We start from the raw sequence: 17,127 nt of genomic DNA, 5'->3' as shown, positions 1-17,127 counted from the left end.
CCACAGGCTAGCCGGTGAGCAGCTCGTTCAGGTGCGAGTCCCGCCATCGTTCCGGGAAGCACCGATTCAACAGTTCGATCATGATGGGGACGGCAGTGGACGCACCGGGCGACGCGCCGAGCACGGCGGCGATCGTACCGTCCTGCGAGGCAACCACTTCGGTGCCGAATTGCAGCCCACCGTCCTTCACAATCTGGGCACGCTGACCGGCACCGGCGATGGACCAGTCCGCAGAATCTGCGCGCGGCAGAAATTCACGCAGCGCAGCGATCTTCTTGCTCCGCGTCGCGGTCAACTCGGAGAGCAGCAATCCGATCAACGGCGTATTGCGGCGGGCCATCGACAGCAACGAACCGATGTTGTCCGTGCCGACCGATCGCGGAAGGTCCATCACGGATCCGTGTTTCAGAAACTTCGGGTTCGCCCCGGCATACGGTCCGAACAGTATGGATCGCCGACCGTCGACGATGCGAGTATCCAGGTGCGGCACCGACATCGGCGGAGCTCCGATGGGCGGAGTCCCGTACACCTTGGCGTCGTGCCGATCGACCAGCTCGGGCCGATCACAACGCAGAAACTGTCCGCTGATCGGCAACAGTCCGTAGCCGCGAGCCTCGGGAATTGCGGCTCGACGCAGTAACTTCAGAGCCCAGCCGCCGGCTCCGACGAACACGAAACGAGCTCGTTCCACCCGCCGGCCGCCGTGCACGTCGAGCTGCCAGGATCCATCTCGATTCTGAACCAATCCGCGCACTTCACGGCCCGTCTCGACGCTCGCACCTGCACCCGACATGGCGTCGAACAGCTGCCGCGTCGCTGCACCGAAGTCGACGTCGGTACCGGTCGCATCTCGCGTCGCCGCCCACTGTCCCGTTCTGCCCTCTGCCACGAGCGGTGCCCATTGCCGAAGCACCGCAGCGTCTTCGGTGTACTCCATGGCCTCGAACAGCGGATGCGCACGCAGCGCACGATGCCGTGCGCGAAGAAACTCGACGTTGTCGGCACCTCGTACGAGCGTCATGTGCGGCACCGGGCGCACGAAGTCGACGTGAGGCAGCGTCGACCAGAAGCGACGGGTTGTCGTGAACTGCTCGGCGATCCTCACGGCTCGCTCGATGTCGACGGACCCGTCGGATCGCAGTGTCGTGTAGTTGGTCTCGCACAGGCCGGCGTGACCGGTTCCTGCGTTGTTCCATCCGTCGGATGCCTCCGCGGCCACGCGAGGCAATCTCTCGAGCACCCGAATCGACCAGCTCGGTTCCAGTCGTTGCAGCAGTGTCCCGAGCGTCGCACTCATGATTCCGCCGCCGACGAGGATGACGTCGTCCACTTTTCGACCCCTTTCTCGTACTAAGTACAAGTCACGCTAGCACCGACTCGTACACCTGTATAGTTCTGCCGATGCCCCGCCTGACCAGGACTGTCGTCGTCGACGCCGCGCTGGACGTCGCATACCGCAACGGACTGGATTCGCTCACCATCCGCAAGATCGCCACCGAACTGGGCGTCTCCCCCATGGCGATCTACTGGCACGTCGAGAACAAGGACGAGCTACTCGACGCCATGGGTGACCGCGTCTGCCAGGACCTCGAGATCACCGTGGATCCCACCGATGCGTGGTGGGACCAATTGCGCACCGTGCACGAGGACTTCATGCGCGCCCTGCGCGCACACCCGGGGGCCGCGACCATCGTGGTCCCGCGAATGCTGTTCTCACCCAACAGCAGAGCCGCGATGGAATTGAGCCTGAAGCTCCTGCGTGAGGCCGGTTTCTCCTTGGCCGATGCCACTCAGCTCGCCCGCCAGGGTGTTCGAGTCGCGATTTCGCTGATCACAGAGCCCTTGTTCACCGGTCTCGATGTCGAGCCGGAGCGGCGGGCACACGTCGAGGACGAGGTGGCGTCCACGATGGCATCCCTCGATCCCCAGGAGTTCCCGAACATTCTCGCTGCCGCCCCGCATCTGGGCGATGCCACGACTCGGGCGGTGTTCGAGAAGCTCGGGCTCGACACCTTCATTGCGGGCGTCCGGGCGCTCGCTCGAGAGACCGACATTCGGTCCTGATCGATGCGGGGGCATTGGACATCTTGTCGGGTGGCGAAGTCTCGTCCGTAGGTGCAGGCTTTGCAGAACCGAAACAGTCGACGCTAGGGGTTCAGTGATGACGGTGCCTGTCCTGCAGAACTACATCGACGGGGCGTTCGTGACGCCGTCGGGCACCGAGATGCTCGATGTGGTGAATCCGGTGGACGAATCGATCGTCGCCCACTCCCCCATCTCCGACGCCGCCGATGTCGATGCCGCGATGTCGGCCGCTGCCAGAGCATTCGAGACCTGGGGCAAGACGACGCCGACCGAACGGCAGAAGGTGCTGTTGAAGCTCGCCGACGCCATCGAAGCGCACAGCGACGAGATCGTCGAGGCGCAGAGCCGCAACACCGGTCAGCCCAAGGCCACCATCGCGGCCGAGGAAGTCACTGTCGGTGCCGATCAGATCCGATTCTTCGCAGGCGCGGCACGGATGCTCGAGGGCAAATCTGCGGGCGAGTACATGGACGGCTTCACCTCGTACGTGCGCCGCGAACCGATCGGCGTCGTCGGGCAGGTGACCCCATGGAACTACCCGTTCATGATGGCGATCTGGAAGATCGGTCCCGCGCTGGCCGCGGGAAACACCATCGTGCTCAAGCCGAGTGACACCACCCCCGAGAGCACGCTGGTGCTCGCGAAGCTCTCGAAGGGCATCGTGCCCGACGGGGTGTTCAACGTCGTGCTCGGGAACGGCGGCACCGGTGCGGCGATCGTGGAACACAAGACTCCCGGCCTGGTCTCGATCACCGGATCCGTTCGCGCCGGCATCGCTGTTGCCGTGGCCGCCGCCAAGCAACTCAAGCGGGCGCACCTCGAACTCGGCGGCAAGGCACCGGCAATCGTGTTCGACGACGTCGACATCGCCAAAGCCGCCGACGGTATCGCCGAGGCCGCGTTCTTCAACGCCGGCCAGGACTGCACCGCTGTCACCCGCGTCCTGGTCCACGAGTCGGCGCACGACGGACTCGTCGATGCCCTTGTCGCCAAGGCGAAGACGCTGAAAGTCGGCCTGCCCGACGACCCCGATACCTTCCTCGGGCCACTGAACAACGTCAACCACTTCGGTCAGGTGAGCGCCAAGGTCGCGGGTATCGGCGAACACGCCACCATCGTCACCGGTGGCAAGCGCATCGGCGATACGGGCTTCTTCTTCGAGCCGACCATCATCACCGGCGTGCAGCAGTCCGATCCCATCGTGCAGGAGGAGACCTTCGGCCCGGTGCTCACGGTGCAGAAATTCGGCGACGAGGCGGAGGCGATCGCGCTGGCCAACGACGTCGACTTCGGTCTCGCATCGAGCGTCTGGACTTCCGATCACGCACGCACACTGCGCATCTCGGCAGCTCTGGACTTCGGAGCCGTATGGGTCAACTGCCACATCCCGTTGGTGGCCGAAATGCCGCACGGAGGATTCAAGTACTCCGGCTACGGCAAGGATCTCTCGGCCTACGGGGTCGAGGACTACACCCGCATCAAGCACGTCATGAGCTCGACGGAGACCATCGCATGACCTTTCACCCCCTCGATCCCCTGTCCAGCGACGAATTCGCCACCGTAGCCGAGGTTCTCGGTCGCGACCACGGAGTCGGCGACGGCTGGCGCTACGCCTCGATCGAGATGATCGAACCGGCCAAGTCCGAGATCGCCGCATTCGACGCGGACGGTACCGTGCCTGCGCGTCGAGCAGTCTCGGTGGTGTTGAACCGCAACGAGAACACGACGTTCAAGGCCGTGGTGTCACTCGACGATCGCACCACCGAATCGTGGACGCACATTCCGGATGTGCAGCCCAACTTCACCGTCGACGAGTGGGAGGAGGCCGACGCGGCCCTGCGTGCCCACCCCGATGTGATTGCCGCCCTTGCCGATCTCGGTATCACCGATCTGGATCTGGTGTTCATGGACACCTGGACCTACGGCGAGGCAGTGACGCCAGAGAAGTACAAGGGTCGACGCCTGGGCTGGTCCGACACGTGGGTCAAGGCCGCGGAGGGTGCCAATCCCTATGCCGGGCCGGTCGGCGGTTTCCACTGCGTCATCGACGTGAACACGATGGAACTGCTCGAGATCGAGGACACGTATCGCGTCGAGCGACCGGAGATCATGGGTGAGTACGTCCCTCGCCACATCCCGGAGCGAATCAGGAACGCGAGCACCCGCCCACCCTTGAAGCCCCTCGAGATCACTCAGACCGACGGGCCGTCGTTCGAGCTCGACGGCAACAAGCTGACTTGGCAGAACTGGTCGCTTCGCGTGGGGTTCAACTATCGCGAGGGCATGACGCTGCATGCCGTCAGCTACAACGACAACGGGAACGTGCGGTCCGTTGCCAATCGAATGTCGTTCGCGGAGATGGTCGTTCCGTATCGCGATCACACCGAGGACCACTACCGACGCACCGCGTTCGACATCGGCGAATGGGGCCTGGGCTTCATGACCACCTCGCTCGAGCTCGGCTGCGATTGCCTCGGCGAGATCCGGTACCTCGATGCAGTGCTGCACAACAGCAAGGGTGAGCCGTACACGATCACCAACGCGATCTGCATTCACGAGGAAGACAACGCCGTGCTGTGGAAGCACGTCGATCACGACGCCGGAGCCGAGGTGCGACGGATGCGTCGGCTCACGGTCAGCTTCCATGCAACGGTTGCCAACTACGAGTACCTCGTCTACTGGCGGTTCTATCAGGACGGCAACATCGAGTGCGAGGTCCGCGCGACGGGCATCATGGTCGTCACCCACTTCGACGAGGGCGGCACCCATCCGTCCGGAACGCTGGTCGACAACCGCACGTACGCGCCCTACCACCAGCACTTCCTGGTCGCCCGGCTGGATCTGGACATCGACGGCACCGAGAACACCGTGTATTCCAGTGAAACCCAACGTGTTCCGATGGGACCGGACAACCCTTACGGTCTCGCGCTGACTCAGGTCAACACTCCGCTGACCACCGAGTCCGAAGGCAAGCAGGATTACGACTGGAACACCCAGAAGGCGTGGAAGGTCGTCAACGACAACGTCACCAACGGCCTCGGCACCCGGCCCGCCTACAAGTTGGTTCCGGGAGCGGCCATCCCGTCGATGTTCGATCCCGCATCGCCGATCTTCCAGCGTGCCCAGGTGATCGGCCACACCGTCTGGGTCACCCCCAACTCACCCGACGAGCGTTGGCCCAGTGGCGAGTTCGTGAACCAGAGCGGCATCGACCACGGGCTACCGGAGTGGACCGAGAAGGATCGCAGCATCGAGAACACCGACGTCGTCGTCTGGTACACCTTCGGCATCCACCACATCACGCGGCCGGAGGACTGGCCGGTGATGCCCGCGGACACGGTCTCGTTCTGGCTCAAGCCCTTCGGGTTCTTCGATCGAAATCCATCGCTCGACGTCACACCGTCGGAACCGAAGTCGTGCCACACCGATCCCGGTAGCACCTGCCATTAGCTCGCCCAACCTCAGGGAAGGTCCGCCCATGCGTCTGATCGTGGGGTACCAGGCAACACCGAGTGGAGCAGACGGAATCGCTCTGGGGGCAACGCTCGCGCGTTCGCTGCAGGCATCGCTGGACATCTGCCTGGTGTTGCCCCAGGAGCGGCCGGTGCCGTCCAAGGCGCCGGTCGAGGCCGCGTACGACGACATACTGATCGATCGGGCCACCGGCTGGCTCGACGAGGCACTGACCCTGGTACCCGAGGACGTACAGGCACGCGCGCACCTGTTGTTCGACGAGTCCTTCGCACAGGGCCTGCTCGACTGTGTGGACGAGTGTGACGCCTACATGATCGTCGTCGGTGCGGCCGGTGACGGTCTGCTCGGACGCCACTCGATCGGCACCGTCACCAGCGATCTTCTGCATGTGTCGCATGTGCCGCTCGCGCTGGCTCCGCGGGGGTATCGGCACTCGCCGCCGCAGCGCATCCGGGAGATCACCTGTGCCATCGGAAATCGGCCGGGGGCAGCCGAACTCGTGCGGGCAGCCACCGACCTGTCCGTCACCGCAGAGTTGCCGCTGCGGCTGCTCTCCCTCGTGTCCGCAGAAGAGCAATCGGCACGGGGTCCGGACGGTCTCGCCAAGGCCGAGGAGGTGCTGCGGACCGTGCAAGCGGAACTGCCCGCAGGATCGGACGTGCAGTTGACGGTGGCGGAGGGCTCCGGCATCGAGAAGGCCGCTTCTTCGCTCGACTGGCACGACGGCGACGTGTTGATGGTGGGGTCGTCTCGACTCGCCCAGCCTCACCGCCTGTTCCTGGGATCAGTTGCCGCCAAGATGCTTCGGGTCGTTCCCGTTCCGATGATCGTTGTTCCGAGAGAGGCCGACGATGAATGAGCACAAGGTAGTCGACGTCGAGTCCAAGGGCCTGTCCGCCGGCCAGCTCGGGTTGCTCGCCAGTGTGGTGCTGGGCATCTCGACCATCGCACCCGCGTACGCACTCACTGCGTCGCTCGGGCCGACGGTCACCGAAGTCGGAGTACATCTGCCCGCGATCTTCATCGTCGGCTTCATCCCGATGTTGCTGGTGGCCTTGGGCTACCGAGAGCTCAACGCGGCGGAGCCCGACAGCGGCACGTCGTTCACGTGGGCGTCGAAGGCCTTCGGCCCGTACGTCGGCTGGATGGGTGGCTGGGGCCTGATCGCCGCAACCATCATCGTGCTCTCGAACCTGGCCGGAGTGGCCGTCGACTTCTTCTATCTCTTTCTCGCCCAGGTCACCAGCAACGACTCCTTGGCCGACCTGACCGGCAACAAGCTCGTCAACATCGTCACGTGCCTGGTGTTCATGGCGTTGGCGGCGTGGCTCTGCTATCGCGGCATGCAGGAGACCAAGCGCGTGCAGTACACGATGCTCGGCTTCCAGCTGCTGGTGATGGCGTGGTTCATCGTTGCCGCATTCGTCAAGGTCGGTGCCGGCGATGGGGCCGAGGACATCTCGTTCAGCCTGGACTGGTTCGACCCGTTCGGCATCCCGAGCTTCTCTGCCTTCACCGCCGGACTGTCGCTGTCGATATTCATGTACTGGGGTTGGGACGTCTGCCTGACGGTCAACGAGGAAACCTCGGGCAGCGCAAAGATTCCCGGGCGTGCAGCGCTGGTCACGGTGTTCTTCATCATCGTGCTGTATTTGCTCACCGCAGTGGCAACCCTGCTCTTCGCAGGCACCGGTGACACCGGAAACGGACTGCAGAATCCCGACACCACCGACAACGTGTTCGCCGCCCTCGCCGGGCCGGTGATGGGCCCCTTCGCGATCCTGCTGTCCCTGGCCGTGTTGAGCAGCTCCGCCAGTTCACTGCAGGCCACCTTCATCTCACCGGCGCGTACTCTGCTCGCGATGGGTCACTACCAGGCCCTACCGAAGCGGTTCGCCTCCATCACACCGCGATTCAGCACTCCGGGCTTCGCGACGCTCGTGGCAGGCGGGGCGTCCGCCGGCTTCTACGCCGTGATGCGGGTGGTGAGCGACAACGTTCTCACCGACACCATTGCCGCTCTGGGACTGATGATCTGCTTCTACTACGGCATCACGGCATTCGCCTGTGTCTGGTACTTCCGCGAGGAGCTGTTCACCAGCACCCGCAACTTCTTCTTCAAGTTCCTGGCCCCGCTACTCGGTGGCGTCGGGATGGCCGTGGTGTTCGTGCAGACCTCGGTCGACGCCTGGGACCCCGAATTCGGCAGCGGCTCATCGCTTTTCGGCATCGGGATGGTGTTCCTCATCGGCGTGGGCATCATCATTCTCGGCATCGTCGTCATGGCAGTGGTGGCACTGCGCAAGCCGGAGTTCTTCAAGGGCAACATTCTCCGCCGCGACACTCCGTCACTGATCGTCGAGGACTGACGACCCACCCGGACTTCGTCGGCGCCCGGGGCCACGATGTCGCTTCCGGCGATCAGCCGTCGAGCATGTTCGCGGGCGCCGGATCGAATCCGGCCAACAGCGCGCGGAGTCCGTACTCGAAGGCCTCGTCGGAGCGGGAGGACTTGGAGGACGCGGTGTCGAGGGCTGCGCGCAGTGCGTGACCGACTTCGACACTCGGTCGCCACGGGGCCTCCGGTGCCGCCAGGTCGAGTGCCGAGCCGAGGACGAAGCTGTCGAGAACAGTGATGATGTTCAGCACGTCGGCGGGTCCGAATTCCGCCGCTGTGAGGGCATCTGCCAGCGCGTTGTACATGCCGAAGGCGTGAGCACTGTTGACGGCATGCTCGGTGAGCAACGGGATCAGACGTGGATAGCGGGCGTAGCTGTCGCGGTACGCGCGGGCGATCTGCGCGACGGTCTCACGCCAATCGAGCCCGTGTCCGGGTAGCGCGACCTCGGACATCGCGCGTTCGCGCAACAACTCTACTATCTCTTCGCGCCCCGACACATGGTTGTACAGCGACGACGGGCTGACGCCGAGTTTCTTGGCGAGGAGCGGGATGGTGAAGCCACCGGTATCGGCCACCAGCGCGAGGGCTGCAGTGGTGATTCGTTCGGTGTCCAACAGTGACACGGACGGTCTCCCCACGGTGCGCACCCTTCTTCCTCTTGCGGTTCCGATCGCAGTCGACAATACTTAACGAATCACATTCGTTTTATCGGAGGTCCCATGCTGACGATCACCGCACTCACCGCGCCCGAGGCCCTGACCCGCACCACACCGACCGATCGGGCACCGCTCCGTGTCGGGTTGGTTCAGCATCGCTGGAACCCCGATGCCGCGGCGTTGAAAGCCGAATTGCTCGAGGCCATCTCCGCCGCCGCGAACCTCGGGGCTAAGGTCGTCTTCCTGCCCGAGATCACCCTGCTGCGCTACCCTGCCGACACCCGCGCCGGAGCCGACCCGGGCAAAGAAGCCGAGGATCTGCTGACCGGGCCCACGTTCACACTCGCTGCCGAGGCCGCAGCCGCGAACGGCATCGTGGTCCATGCTTCGCTGTACGAGAAGTCCGAAGCAGCGGACGGATTGGGCTTCAATTCCGCCATCATGGTCTCCCCGACGGGCGAACTGCTGGCGCGAACCAGAAAGCTGCACATCCCCATCTCGGCCGGGTACTACGAGGACACCTACTTCCGGGCCGGCCCGGCCGAGGACCCGTATCCCGTGTACTCCCCGGCGGAACTCGGCGGTGCCAGAGTGGGCCTGCCCACCTGCTGGGACGAGTGGTTCCCCGAGGTCGCGCGCAGTTACGCACTCGGCGGCGCGGAGATTCTCGCGTATCCGACGGCCATCGGGTCCGAGCCCTCGTTCCCGGCCTTCGACACCCAACCGCTGTGGCAACACGTCATCGTCGGCCACGGCATCTCGAACGGCCTGTTCATGGTGGTACCCAACCGCTGCGGCGACGAAGGCGAGATCACCTTCTACGGTTCGTCGTTCATCTCCGATCCCTACGGCCGCATCCTGGTTCAGGCACCCCGCGACGAATCGGCCGTCCTCGTCGCGGATCTCGACCTCGATCAGCGTCGAGAATGGTTGGAGCTGTTCCCCTTCCTCCTCACACGCAGACCCGACACGTACGGCCGCCTCACCGAGCCGGTGAACGCCGACGCACCGTACGGTGACGGACACGCCGCGACGCCGGTGATCAAATGAACACCGCCGCAACGACGTTCACGATGCCGTCGGAGACCGCGCCGCAGGACAAGGTGTGGATGGCGTTCCCCTGCGAGGGATACTCACTCGGCGACGATCCGGAGGCCAAGCACGAGGCCCGCTCGACGTGGGCTGCCGTCGCCCACGCTGTTGCCGAATTCGAGCCGGTGACCGTCGTCGTCGATCCGGCCGAACGCGCGGTCGCATCGACGTACCTCTCGCGTGACATCGACATCGTCGAAGCACCGTTGAACGACGCCTGGATGCGCGATATCGGTCCGACATTCGTTCATGCACAGGACGGTTCGGTGGCCGCCGTCGACTGGGTCTTCAACGGCTGGGGTTCACAGGACTGGGCGCAGTGGGACAAGGACAGCCGTATCGGCGAGTTCGTGGCGAATCAGGCTGCAGTACAGCGAATCACGTCGCCGATGGTCAACGAGGGCGGCGGCATCGCGGTCGACGGCGTTGGCACGGTGCTGGTGACCGAAACCGTGCAACTCGATCCGGGCCGCAACCCCGGACTGTCGAAAGCCGACGTCGAAGCGGAACTCGCACGAACCATCGGTGCGCGGCACGTCATCTGGCTGCCGCGCGGACTGACGCGCGATTCCATGCGTTTCGGTACTCGCGGGCATGTCGACATCGTCGCGGCCGTCCCGTCGCCGGGAACGGTGCTGGTGCATCGGCAACACGATCGGGCTCACCCCGACTACGAGGTCAGTTCACTGATCGTCGACGCTTTGCGTGCCACCCACGACGGCTCGGGTGAGGATTGGAACATCGTGGAGGTGCCGGCTCCGCGGACACTGCGTGATGCCGACGGCTTCGTCGACTACAGCTACATCAATCATCTGGTGGTCAACGGCGGCGTGATCGCCTGCAGTTACGACGACCCGTCCGACGCCGACGCGGCAGCGATCCTGCGCGAGGCGTACCCGGGCCGGGACGTGGTGACCGTGGACGCGAGGCCACTGTTCGAGCGAGGCGGTGGGATCCACTGCATCACCCAGCACCAGCCTTCGGCGAGGAATCTCGGCTGACAGTCGGGTCCTACGAGCTGCGACGAACTTCGAGCTGCTCGCCGACGGTGACGGTGTGCGCTTCGGTCACGCAATCCAGGCGTCCGTCGAGACGCAGGGAGACGTTGTATTCACCCTGCTTGAGGTTGAACGTGGTGATGGTGATGCCGGTGGCGTTCTCGCCCACGATCACGCGCTGGCTCAGCGACAGCATCCCGTTGTGAAGAACTTCGCACATCTGACCCGGCAGAACGTTCTCGACGTGAACGGTGATGGCCTTCGGTCCGCCGACAACCTCGATGGTGGGCTCCGGCGTGCTCGATCCGACGAGTCTGAGGTAACTCTTGTCTCTGCGCACGGCCTCGACTTCCCTGTTTGTGTACTCCACCCTGAGGTGAACGCCCGACGTGGTCTCAACGGTAGTTCGTGGCGCGGTTGAAGACGGATTGGTTTCACACGCCGTCATCGGCCTCGCCCCGAGCCTCTCTTTACATCGAGGGCCGAACCGTCCGCGTTACGAACCCGCCTCCGACCAGCCCACCCACAGCCGCGCACATCCAGGGAATCTCGATGTCACCGGTCAGAACATACCCCCCGGACCGCGGATCTGCGAGCGGACTGATCGAACCGATATCTTTACGTATCTTTGCACCCTGTAATCCGCGTACGCGCCGTCCGGCTAGTGAGGTCTGTCCGTTTCCTCGAAGCCGAGCAGTTCGGCCTTCTCGGCGGCGAGCTCGGCGTTGTGCTTCCGACGCTGGTGCCCTTTGACACCGAGCGCAGCGGCCGTTGCTCCCAGAGCCGCTCCGGCGGCCACGCCGATCCAGGTCGACACACCGACGTCACCGCCCTGAACGAGCAATCGCACCAGCACACCACCGAAGCCCAAGAGATACAGAACGCCGACGATCGCCATCCGCGGCCGCCGAAGCTTCTGCACCGTGTACATGTCGACCCCCCGAGCCCGGGCATACCCGATGACCACGAAGGCGACAGTGAGGAGCGCGACGATGATCCCGATCGCAATCCACGCCCCGGTGACTCCCGCCGCGTAGGGCAGGATCGCCGCGGCGACGAGTCCGATCCACAGCAGCGATTGGAATCCGACGGCCGAGGCCTCGTTCCAGGCGTCGCGTTGGAGTTCGTCGGTGTAGAACTCGTCGTCGAGGTCGCCGACGAATCGAGCTGCTCTGACGAATGCGCTCATGATTCTTCCTCTCCTTCGTCTCCGAACAGTGTCTCCACTGTCGTATCGAGTGCGCGGGCCAATCGAAGCGCCAGGTAGACGCTCGGCGCATAGTCGCCGCCTTCGACGGAGACGATGCTCTGACGGCTCACGCCGCAGATGCTGCCGAGTTCGGCTTGGGTGATGCGTGCCTGTTTGCGATGTGCGCGAACGTTGTTCGTTCCGGACATACGTGAAAGTCAACTCTGCTTGTCATTTTTTGTCAAGCCTACTTGTCATTTGAAGGCATTTACGTCTGCGTAACGCGGGAAACAGACTCGTCACCGCAGAAAATACCAACGCAATACGCGGCCTTTACTGTTCGCAATCGCGAATACAACTCCGTATACAAAACTTCCGAAAGGGCCGTAGATGCCTGCTGTCTCGAAGCGCATGTCCGTCAAGCGCGTCATGGTCGTTCCCGCAGCGCTGGCTGCATTGAGCCTGGTCGCCACCGCATGCGGGAGCAAGGCCAGCGACACCACCTCTGCCGACGGCGGCGGCGGTTCTGCCACCTCGTGTGTCGACACCTCCGGTGACACCATCAAGGTCGGCTCGCTCAACTCCCTGTCCGGCACCATGGCGATCAGCGAAGTGACTGTTCGCGATTCGATCGCACTGGCCGTCGAACAGATCAACGCGGCCGGCGGAGTCAACGGCAAGCAGATCGAGATCGTCGCCGAGGACGGCGCATCCGAGCCGACGGTGTTCGCCGAGAAGGCCGAGAAGCTGATCAGCAGCGACTGTGTCGCAGCGGTATTCGGCGGCTGGACCTCGTCGAGCCGTAAGGCCATGCTGCCCGTGTTCGAGGACAACGACGCTCTCCTCTACTACCCGGTGCAGTACGAGGGACTCGAGGCGTCGAAGAACATCTTCTACACCGGTGCCACCACCAACCAGCAGATCATTCCGGCGCTGGACTACCTGAAGGAGAAGGGCGTCAAGTCCCTCTACCTGGTGGGCAGCGACTACGTCTTCCCGCAGACCGCCAACCGCGAGATCAAGGCATACGCAGCCGCGAACGGTATCGAGATCAAGGGCGAGGACTACACCCCGCTCGGTTCGACGGATTTCTCCACCATCGTCAACAAGGTTCGCTCGGCCGACGCGGACGCGGTGTTCAACACTCTCAACGGTGATTCCAACGTCGCGTTCTTCCGCGAGTACACCAACGCCGGCCTCAAAGCTGCTGACATGCCGGTCATCTCGGTCTCCATCGCCGAGGAGGAGGTCGCCGGCATCGGTGCGGCCAACATCGAGGGCCAGCTGACCGCCTGGAACTACTACCAGACGGTCGACAGCCCCGAGAACACCAAGTTCGTCGCCGACTACAAGGCGAAGTACGGTGCCGACAAGCCGACCTCGGACCCCATGGAAGCCGCGTACACCTCGGTCTACCTGTGGAAGAACACCGTCGAGAAGGCCGATTCCTTTGCCGTGGCCGACATTCAGGCTGCGGCCGACGGCGTCAGCTTCGCCGCTCCCGAGGGCGAGGTCGTCATCGACGGGGACAACCACCACATCTCCAAGACCGCCCGCATCGGTGAGATCCGCCCCGACGGACTGATCTACACGGTGTGGGAATCCCCCGAAGCGATCGCACCCGACCCGTTCCTGGAGACCTACGACTGGGCCGCCGACCTCAACTGACCACCACCCATGTGAGTGGAACTTCGTAGCCTGCTACGAAGTTCCACTCACATGCTCCGAAGGAGCTCCCCTATGGACGTCGTGATCGGACAGTTGTTCACCGGCCTGTCGATCGGATCCATTCTTCTCCTCGCCGCCCTCGGGCTCTCACTGACATTCGGTCAGATGGGCGTCATCAACATGGCGCACGGCGAGTTCATCATGGCCGGCTCGTACACGGCCTACGTGGTGCAGCAGATCGTCTCCACCGGCGGCGCATCACTGTTCATCTCTCTGATCGTCGGCTTCCTCGTCGGCGGTGCAATGGGAGTCTTGTTGGAGGTCACGCTGATTCAGCGCATGTACCACCGACCACTCGACACCCTGCTCGTCACGTTCGGCGTCGGGCTCATCCTGCAGCAGCTCGCTCGCGACATCTTCGGAGCACCCGCGGTCAACGTCGTCTCCCCGGGATGGCTCAGCGGCGGCGTCGACATTTTCGGTGCCGTGGTTCCCAAGACCAGAATCTTCATCCTCGTGCTCGCGATCGTCGCCGTTCTCGCACTGTCGGTGGCACTGAAGAAGACCGCAATGGGTCGACGCATCCGTGCGGTGGTGCAGAACCGTGATCTCGCGGAGACCTCGGGTATCTCGAGCCGTAGGACGGATATCTCGACGTTCTTCCTCGGTTCCGGTCTCGCCGGTGTCGCGGGCGTCGCGCTCACCCTGATCGGTTCCACCAGTTCCACTGTGGGACAGAGCTATCTGATCGACGCCTTCCTGGTGGTAGTGGTCGGCGGACTCGGCCAGATCAAGGGTGCGGTCATCGCGGCCTTCGCCCTCGGGATTCTCAACTCGTTCATCGAGTACAGCACCACGGCCTCGATCGCCAAGGTCATCGTGTTCGTGCTCATCGTGATCTTCCTGCAGGCCCGCCCGCAAGGTTTGTTCGCCGTCAAGACAAGGAGCCTGGTATGAGCGAGTTCATCGCCAAGCGCGGTGCCCTACTGGGATTCGCGCTCGCCGCGATCCTGCTGTTCGCCGTCGCTCCGGCCGTTCTCAGCGACTTCCGGCTGAACCTGCTGGGCAAGTTCATCTGTTACGCGATCGTGGCCGTCGGTATCGGATTGGCCTGGGGCCGAGGCGGAATGCTCACTCTCGGTCAGGGTGTCTTCTTCGGCATCGGGGCCTACATCATGGCCATGCATCTGAAGATCTCGGACGCCGATCTCCGCGGCGACGACGTACCGGACTTCATGTCGATCGCAGGCATCCGTGAACTGCCGTCGTACTGGGTGCCGTTCACCTCACCGATCACCACGATCCTGGGCATTCTGTTCCTGCCGGCCCTGGTGGCACTGGTACTCGGTCTCGGCGTGTTCAAGCGTCGGGTCAAGGGCGCGTACTTCGCGATCCTCAGCCAGGCACTCGCCGCCGCGTTCGCGATTCTGCTCATCGGTCAGCAGACCACGGGCGGCTCCAACGGCCTCAACAGGTTCCGCACGTTCTTCGGGTTCAATCTCAACGACCCCGCGAACAAGCAGATGCTGTTCTTCATCGCCGCAGGCGTACTGCTCGTGGTCGTCGCCATCACCCGCCAGCTCATGTACTCGCGCTACGGCGAACTGCTGGTCGCGGTGCGGGATCAGGAGGAGCGCGTGCGGTTCCTCGGATACGACCCCGCCAACGTCAAGATCGTGGCCTACGTGGCCGCGGCGTTCTTCGCGGGTCTCGCAGGCGCACTGTTCGTTCCGATCGTCGGCATCATCTCCCCCAACGACGTCGGCATCGTCCCGTCCATCGCGTTCCTCATCGGTGTGGCGATCGGCGGTCGCACCACCCTGCTCGGCCCGGTCCTCGGCGCGCTCGGCGTCGCCTGGGCTCAGACCACACTGTCCGAGCAGTTCCCGTCCGGCTGGACGTACGCGCAGGGTCTGCTGTTCGTGGTGGTCGTCGGGTTCTTCCCCGCCGGTATCGCGGGACTGTTCGCGCTGCGCAAACGAAAGCAGGAATCCGAACCGGTTCCCGAACCGAGCGAAGAGCCAGAGAAGGAACTGACGCGATGATTCATGTCGAAGGTCCGCAACCCACGTTCGGCGGCAACGCCGGCATGTCGAGTCAGTATCTCGAAGTACGAGATCTGACAGTCAGTTTCGACGGTTTCAAAGCCAACACCAACGTCGACCTGACGCTGATGCAGGGCGATCTGCGCTTCCTCATCGGGCCCAACGGTGCAGGCAAGACCACCCTGATCGACGCCATCACCGGCCTCGTCCCGGCCACCGGCTCGGTCACCAAGTCCGGGGTCGAACTGCTCGGCAAGAAGGTGCATCAGATCGCCCGCCTCGGCATCGGCCGAACCTTCCAGACCGCCAGCATCTTCGAGAATCTGACGGTATTGCAGAACCTGGATATCGCCGCCGGATCCGGTCGGTCCGTGCTGACGATGCTGCGTCGTCGAGGATCGGTACTCCCCCAGATCGAGGAGGCCCTCGAGACCACCGGCCTGACGGCCGAGCGCGACAAGCCCGCGGGAATTCTCGCGCACGGGCAGAAGCAGTGGCTCGAGATCGGAATGCTGTTGGTGCAGAACGCAGACGTGCTCCTGCTCGACGAGCCGGTCGCAGGCATGAGCCACGAGGAGCGCGAGGAAACCGGCCAACTGCTGCAGCGCATCGGTGGTGAGCGGACCGTCGTCGTCGTCGAGCACGACATGGACTTCATGCGTATGTTCGCCACCTCGGTGACGGTGTTGGCTGCCGGACGCGTTCTGGCCGAGGGCACGGTGGCCGAGGTACAGGCAGATCCGAAAGTCCAAGAGGTCTATCTCGGCACCGCAGCGGCGGGCGAGGAACTCGACCAGATCGCAGAGGAAGGAGCCGACCATGCTTGAACTGGTCGATGTGCGTACCGGCTACGGACGCAGCGAAGTGATTCACGGTGCGTCGCTGACGGTTCCGGCCGACGGTGTCGCCGCGGTCATGGGACACAACGGCGCAGGCAAGACCACTCTGCTGCGGGCTGCGGTGGGGTTGCTCAAGGTCGACTCCGGCAAGGTCATGTTCGACGGCGAGGACGTGAGCGCGTTGCGCCCCAGCGCCCGCGTCGCCCGCGGACTCGCGTATGTGCCGCAAGGTCAGCAGTCGTTCGGCCAGTTGACGACGGCCGAGAATCTTCAGGTCGTCGCCGACGGTCGCAAGCGTGGCAAGGCACTCGTCGACGAGGCACTCGATCTGTTTCCGGCGTTGAAGGAGTTGCTCGGTCGCAGAGCGGGATTGCTCTCGGGTGGTCAGCGCCAACAGCTCGCGATCGCACGGGCACTGATCACCGAACCGCGGATGTTGATTCTGGACGAGCCGACCGAGGGCATTCAGCCGTCGGTCGTCGCCGAGATCGAACGCACCGTCATCGAACTCACTCGGCGCGGAGGATTGGGAGTGTTGTTGGTGGAGCAGCACATCGGCTTCGCCCTCGAGTCGGCGCAGAACTACTACATCCTCGAGGCCGGCCGCATCACGTCCACCGGCGTGGGCGGGAGCGAGTCCGAGGCGGACGTCCGCGCAGCCATGGCGATCTGACCGGACC

Annotated in this window: 17 protein-coding genes; 12 read left to right on the top strand and 5 right to left on the bottom strand. The window is 64.0% G+C overall.

Annotation, left to right across the window (positions count from 1 at the left end; genetic code table 11):
* Positions 1–7: 7 nt before the first annotated feature.
* Complete coding sequence (mqo, locus tag CH306_RS13300; protein WP_218829675.1) at positions 8–1,330, bottom strand: malate dehydrogenase (quinone); 1,323 nt, start codon at positions 1,328–1,330, stop codon at positions 8–10.
* Positions 1,331–1,401: 71 nt separating this feature from the next.
* Between mqo and CH306_RS13295 the strand changes: the two genes are divergently transcribed.
* The 5 genes from CH306_RS13295 to CH306_RS13275 all read left to right on the top strand — a co-directional run bounded on the left by CH306_RS13295 (position 1,402) and on the right by CH306_RS13275 (position 7,928).
* On the top strand, positions 1,402–2,064 hold the full coding sequence (locus CH306_RS13295; RefSeq protein WP_094646837.1) for a TetR family transcriptional regulator: 663 nt from the start codon (positions 1,402–1,404) through the stop codon (positions 2,062–2,064).
* A 97-nt stretch (positions 2,065–2,161) separates the two neighbouring features.
* Positions 2,162–3,601, top strand: coding sequence for a gamma-aminobutyraldehyde dehydrogenase (locus CH306_RS13290; protein ID WP_094646836.1), 1,440 nt, complete (start codon positions 2,162–2,164; stop codon positions 3,599–3,601).
* Positions 3,598–5,535 carry a primary-amine oxidase gene (locus CH306_RS13285; RefSeq protein ID WP_094646835.1) on the top strand — a complete coding sequence of 646 codons (1,938 nt, stop codon included), beginning with the start codon at positions 3,598–3,600 and terminating at the stop codon, positions 5,533–5,535. The genes CH306_RS13290 and CH306_RS13285 overlap by 4 nt, the downstream gene beginning before the upstream one ends.
* 28 nt (positions 5,536–5,563) lie before the next feature.
* On the top strand, positions 5,564–6,418 hold the full coding sequence (locus tag CH306_RS13280) for a universal stress protein (protein ID WP_094646834.1): 855 nt from the start codon (positions 5,564–5,566) through the stop codon (positions 6,416–6,418).
* Entirely contained in the window at positions 6,411–7,928 is a 1,518-nt protein-coding gene (locus CH306_RS13275; protein ID WP_094646833.1) for an APC family permease, read from the top strand. Before CH306_RS13280 ends, CH306_RS13275 begins: the two co-directional genes overlap by 8 nt.
* 52 nt (positions 7,929–7,980) lie before the next feature.
* Here CH306_RS13275 and CH306_RS13270 read toward each other — a convergent pair whose 3' ends face one another.
* On the bottom strand, positions 7,981–8,598 hold the full coding sequence (locus CH306_RS13270) for a TetR/AcrR family transcriptional regulator (RefSeq protein WP_045200964.1): 618 nt from the start codon (positions 8,596–8,598) through the stop codon (positions 7,981–7,983).
* An 81-nt stretch (positions 8,599–8,679) separates the two neighbouring features.
* On the opposite strand from CH306_RS13270, the gene CH306_RS13265 reads away from it, so the two are divergent.
* Positions 8,680–9,666, top strand: a complete 987-nt coding sequence (locus CH306_RS13265; protein ID WP_094629764.1) for a nitrilase-related carbon-nitrogen hydrolase — start codon at positions 8,680–8,682, stop codon at positions 9,664–9,666.
* Positions 9,663–10,709 (top strand): agmatine deiminase family protein, encoded by a 1,047-nt coding sequence (locus CH306_RS13260; protein WP_176459456.1) that lies wholly within the window; start codon positions 9,663–9,665, stop codon positions 10,707–10,709. Before CH306_RS13265 ends, CH306_RS13260 begins: the two co-directional genes overlap by 4 nt.
* Before the next feature lie 10 nt (positions 10,710–10,719).
* On the opposite strand, the gene CH306_RS13255 is transcribed toward CH306_RS13260, so the two are convergent.
* From CH306_RS13255 to CH306_RS13245, 3 genes are all read right to left on the bottom strand, one after another.
* The gene (locus CH306_RS13255; RefSeq protein ID WP_045200962.1) at positions 10,720–11,046 is read right to left on the bottom strand and encodes a hypothetical protein; all 327 of its coding nucleotides are present in this window, start codon (positions 11,044–11,046) and stop codon (positions 10,720–10,722) included.
* A 321-nt stretch (positions 11,047–11,367) separates the two neighbouring features.
* On the bottom strand, positions 11,368–11,895 hold the full coding sequence (locus CH306_RS13250) for a hypothetical protein (protein ID WP_094646832.1): 528 nt from the start codon (positions 11,893–11,895) through the stop codon (positions 11,368–11,370).
* Positions 11,892–12,104 (bottom strand): helix-turn-helix transcriptional regulator, encoded by a 213-nt coding sequence (locus CH306_RS13245; protein WP_032393826.1) that lies wholly within the window; start codon positions 12,102–12,104, stop codon positions 11,892–11,894. Before CH306_RS13245 ends, CH306_RS13250 begins: the two co-directional genes overlap by 4 nt.
* A gap of 181 nt (positions 12,105–12,285) precedes the next feature.
* On the opposite strand from CH306_RS13245, the gene urtA reads away from it, so the two are divergent.
* The 5 genes from urtA (at position 12,286) to urtE (ending at position 17,120) form a co-directional block, all read left to right on the top strand.
* The gene (urtA, locus tag CH306_RS13240; protein ID WP_094646831.1) at positions 12,286–13,563 is read left to right on the top strand and encodes an urea ABC transporter substrate-binding protein; all 1,278 of its coding nucleotides are present in this window, start codon (positions 12,286–12,288) and stop codon (positions 13,561–13,563) included.
* A gap of 72 nt (positions 13,564–13,635) precedes the next feature.
* The gene (urtB, locus tag CH306_RS13235; RefSeq protein ID WP_032393824.1) at positions 13,636–14,520 is read left to right on the top strand and encodes an urea ABC transporter permease subunit UrtB; all 885 of its coding nucleotides are present in this window, start codon (positions 13,636–13,638) and stop codon (positions 14,518–14,520) included.
* Positions 14,517–15,608 (top strand): urea ABC transporter permease subunit UrtC, encoded by a 1,092-nt coding sequence (urtC, locus tag CH306_RS13230; RefSeq protein ID WP_032393823.1) that lies wholly within the window; start codon positions 14,517–14,519, stop codon positions 15,606–15,608. The genes urtB and urtC overlap by 4 nt, the downstream gene beginning before the upstream one ends.
* Positions 15,605–16,435, top strand: coding sequence for an urea ABC transporter ATP-binding protein UrtD (gene urtD / locus CH306_RS13225; protein WP_032393822.1), 831 nt, complete (start codon positions 15,605–15,607; stop codon positions 16,433–16,435). Before urtC ends, urtD begins: the two co-directional genes overlap by 4 nt.
* On the top strand, positions 16,428–17,120 hold the full coding sequence (gene urtE, locus CH306_RS13220; protein ID WP_045198830.1) for an urea ABC transporter ATP-binding subunit UrtE: 693 nt from the start codon (positions 16,428–16,430) through the stop codon (positions 17,118–17,120). Before urtD ends, urtE begins: the two co-directional genes overlap by 8 nt.
* Positions 17,121–17,127: the final 7 nt, after the last annotated feature.

Origin of the sequence: Rhodococcus sp. 15-725-2-2b, from assembly GCF_002259075.1 — a bacterium.
In the GTDB taxonomy this organism is placed as follows: domain Bacteria; phylum Actinomycetota; class Actinomycetes; order Mycobacteriales; family Mycobacteriaceae; genus Rhodococcoides.
Note: the sequence above shows the minus strand (reverse complement) of the source record. Positions and strands in the feature narration are given on the sequence as shown.

What these genes read in the sequence shown, in the direction of transcription:
- CH306_RS13295 (WP_094646837.1), top strand. Translation starts at nt 1,402, where the DNA reads ATGCCCCGCCTGACCAGGACTGTCGTCGTCGACGCCGCGCTGGACGTC.
- CH306_RS13290 (WP_094646836.1), top strand. Translation starts at nt 2,162, where the DNA reads ATGACGGTGCCTGTCCTGCAGAACTACATCGACGGGGCGTTCGTGACG.
- CH306_RS13285 (WP_094646835.1), top strand. Translation starts at nt 3,598, where the DNA reads ATGACCTTTCACCCCCTCGATCCCCTGTCCAGCGACGAATTCGCCACC.
- CH306_RS13280 (WP_094646834.1), top strand. Translation starts at nt 5,564, where the DNA reads ATGCGTCTGATCGTGGGGTACCAGGCAACACCGAGTGGAGCAGACGGA.
- CH306_RS13275 (WP_094646833.1), top strand. Translation starts at nt 6,411, where the DNA reads ATGAATGAGCACAAGGTAGTCGACGTCGAGTCCAAGGGCCTGTCCGCC.
- CH306_RS13265 (WP_094629764.1), top strand. Translation starts at nt 8,680, where the DNA reads ATGCTGACGATCACCGCACTCACCGCGCCCGAGGCCCTGACCCGCACC.
- CH306_RS13260 (WP_176459456.1), top strand. Translation starts at nt 9,663, where the DNA reads ATGAACACCGCCGCAACGACGTTCACGATGCCGTCGGAGACCGCGCCG.
- CH306_RS13250 (WP_094646832.1), bottom strand. Translation starts at nt 11,895, where the DNA reads ATGAGCGCATTCGTCAGAGCAGCTCGATTCGTCGGCGACCTCGACGAC.
- CH306_RS13245 (WP_032393826.1), bottom strand. Translation starts at nt 12,104, where the DNA reads ATGTCCGGAACGAACAACGTTCGCGCACATCGCAAACAGGCACGCATC.
- urtA (WP_094646831.1), top strand. Translation starts at nt 12,286, where the DNA reads ATGCCTGCTGTCTCGAAGCGCATGTCCGTCAAGCGCGTCATGGTCGTT.
- urtB (WP_032393824.1), top strand. Translation starts at nt 13,636, where the DNA reads ATGGACGTCGTGATCGGACAGTTGTTCACCGGCCTGTCGATCGGATCC.
- urtC (WP_032393823.1), top strand. Translation starts at nt 14,517, where the DNA reads ATGAGCGAGTTCATCGCCAAGCGCGGTGCCCTACTGGGATTCGCGCTC.
- urtD (WP_032393822.1), top strand. Translation starts at nt 15,605, where the DNA reads ATGATTCATGTCGAAGGTCCGCAACCCACGTTCGGCGGCAACGCCGGC.
- urtE (WP_045198830.1), top strand. Translation starts at nt 16,428, where the DNA reads ATGCTTGAACTGGTCGATGTGCGTACCGGCTACGGACGCAGCGAAGTG.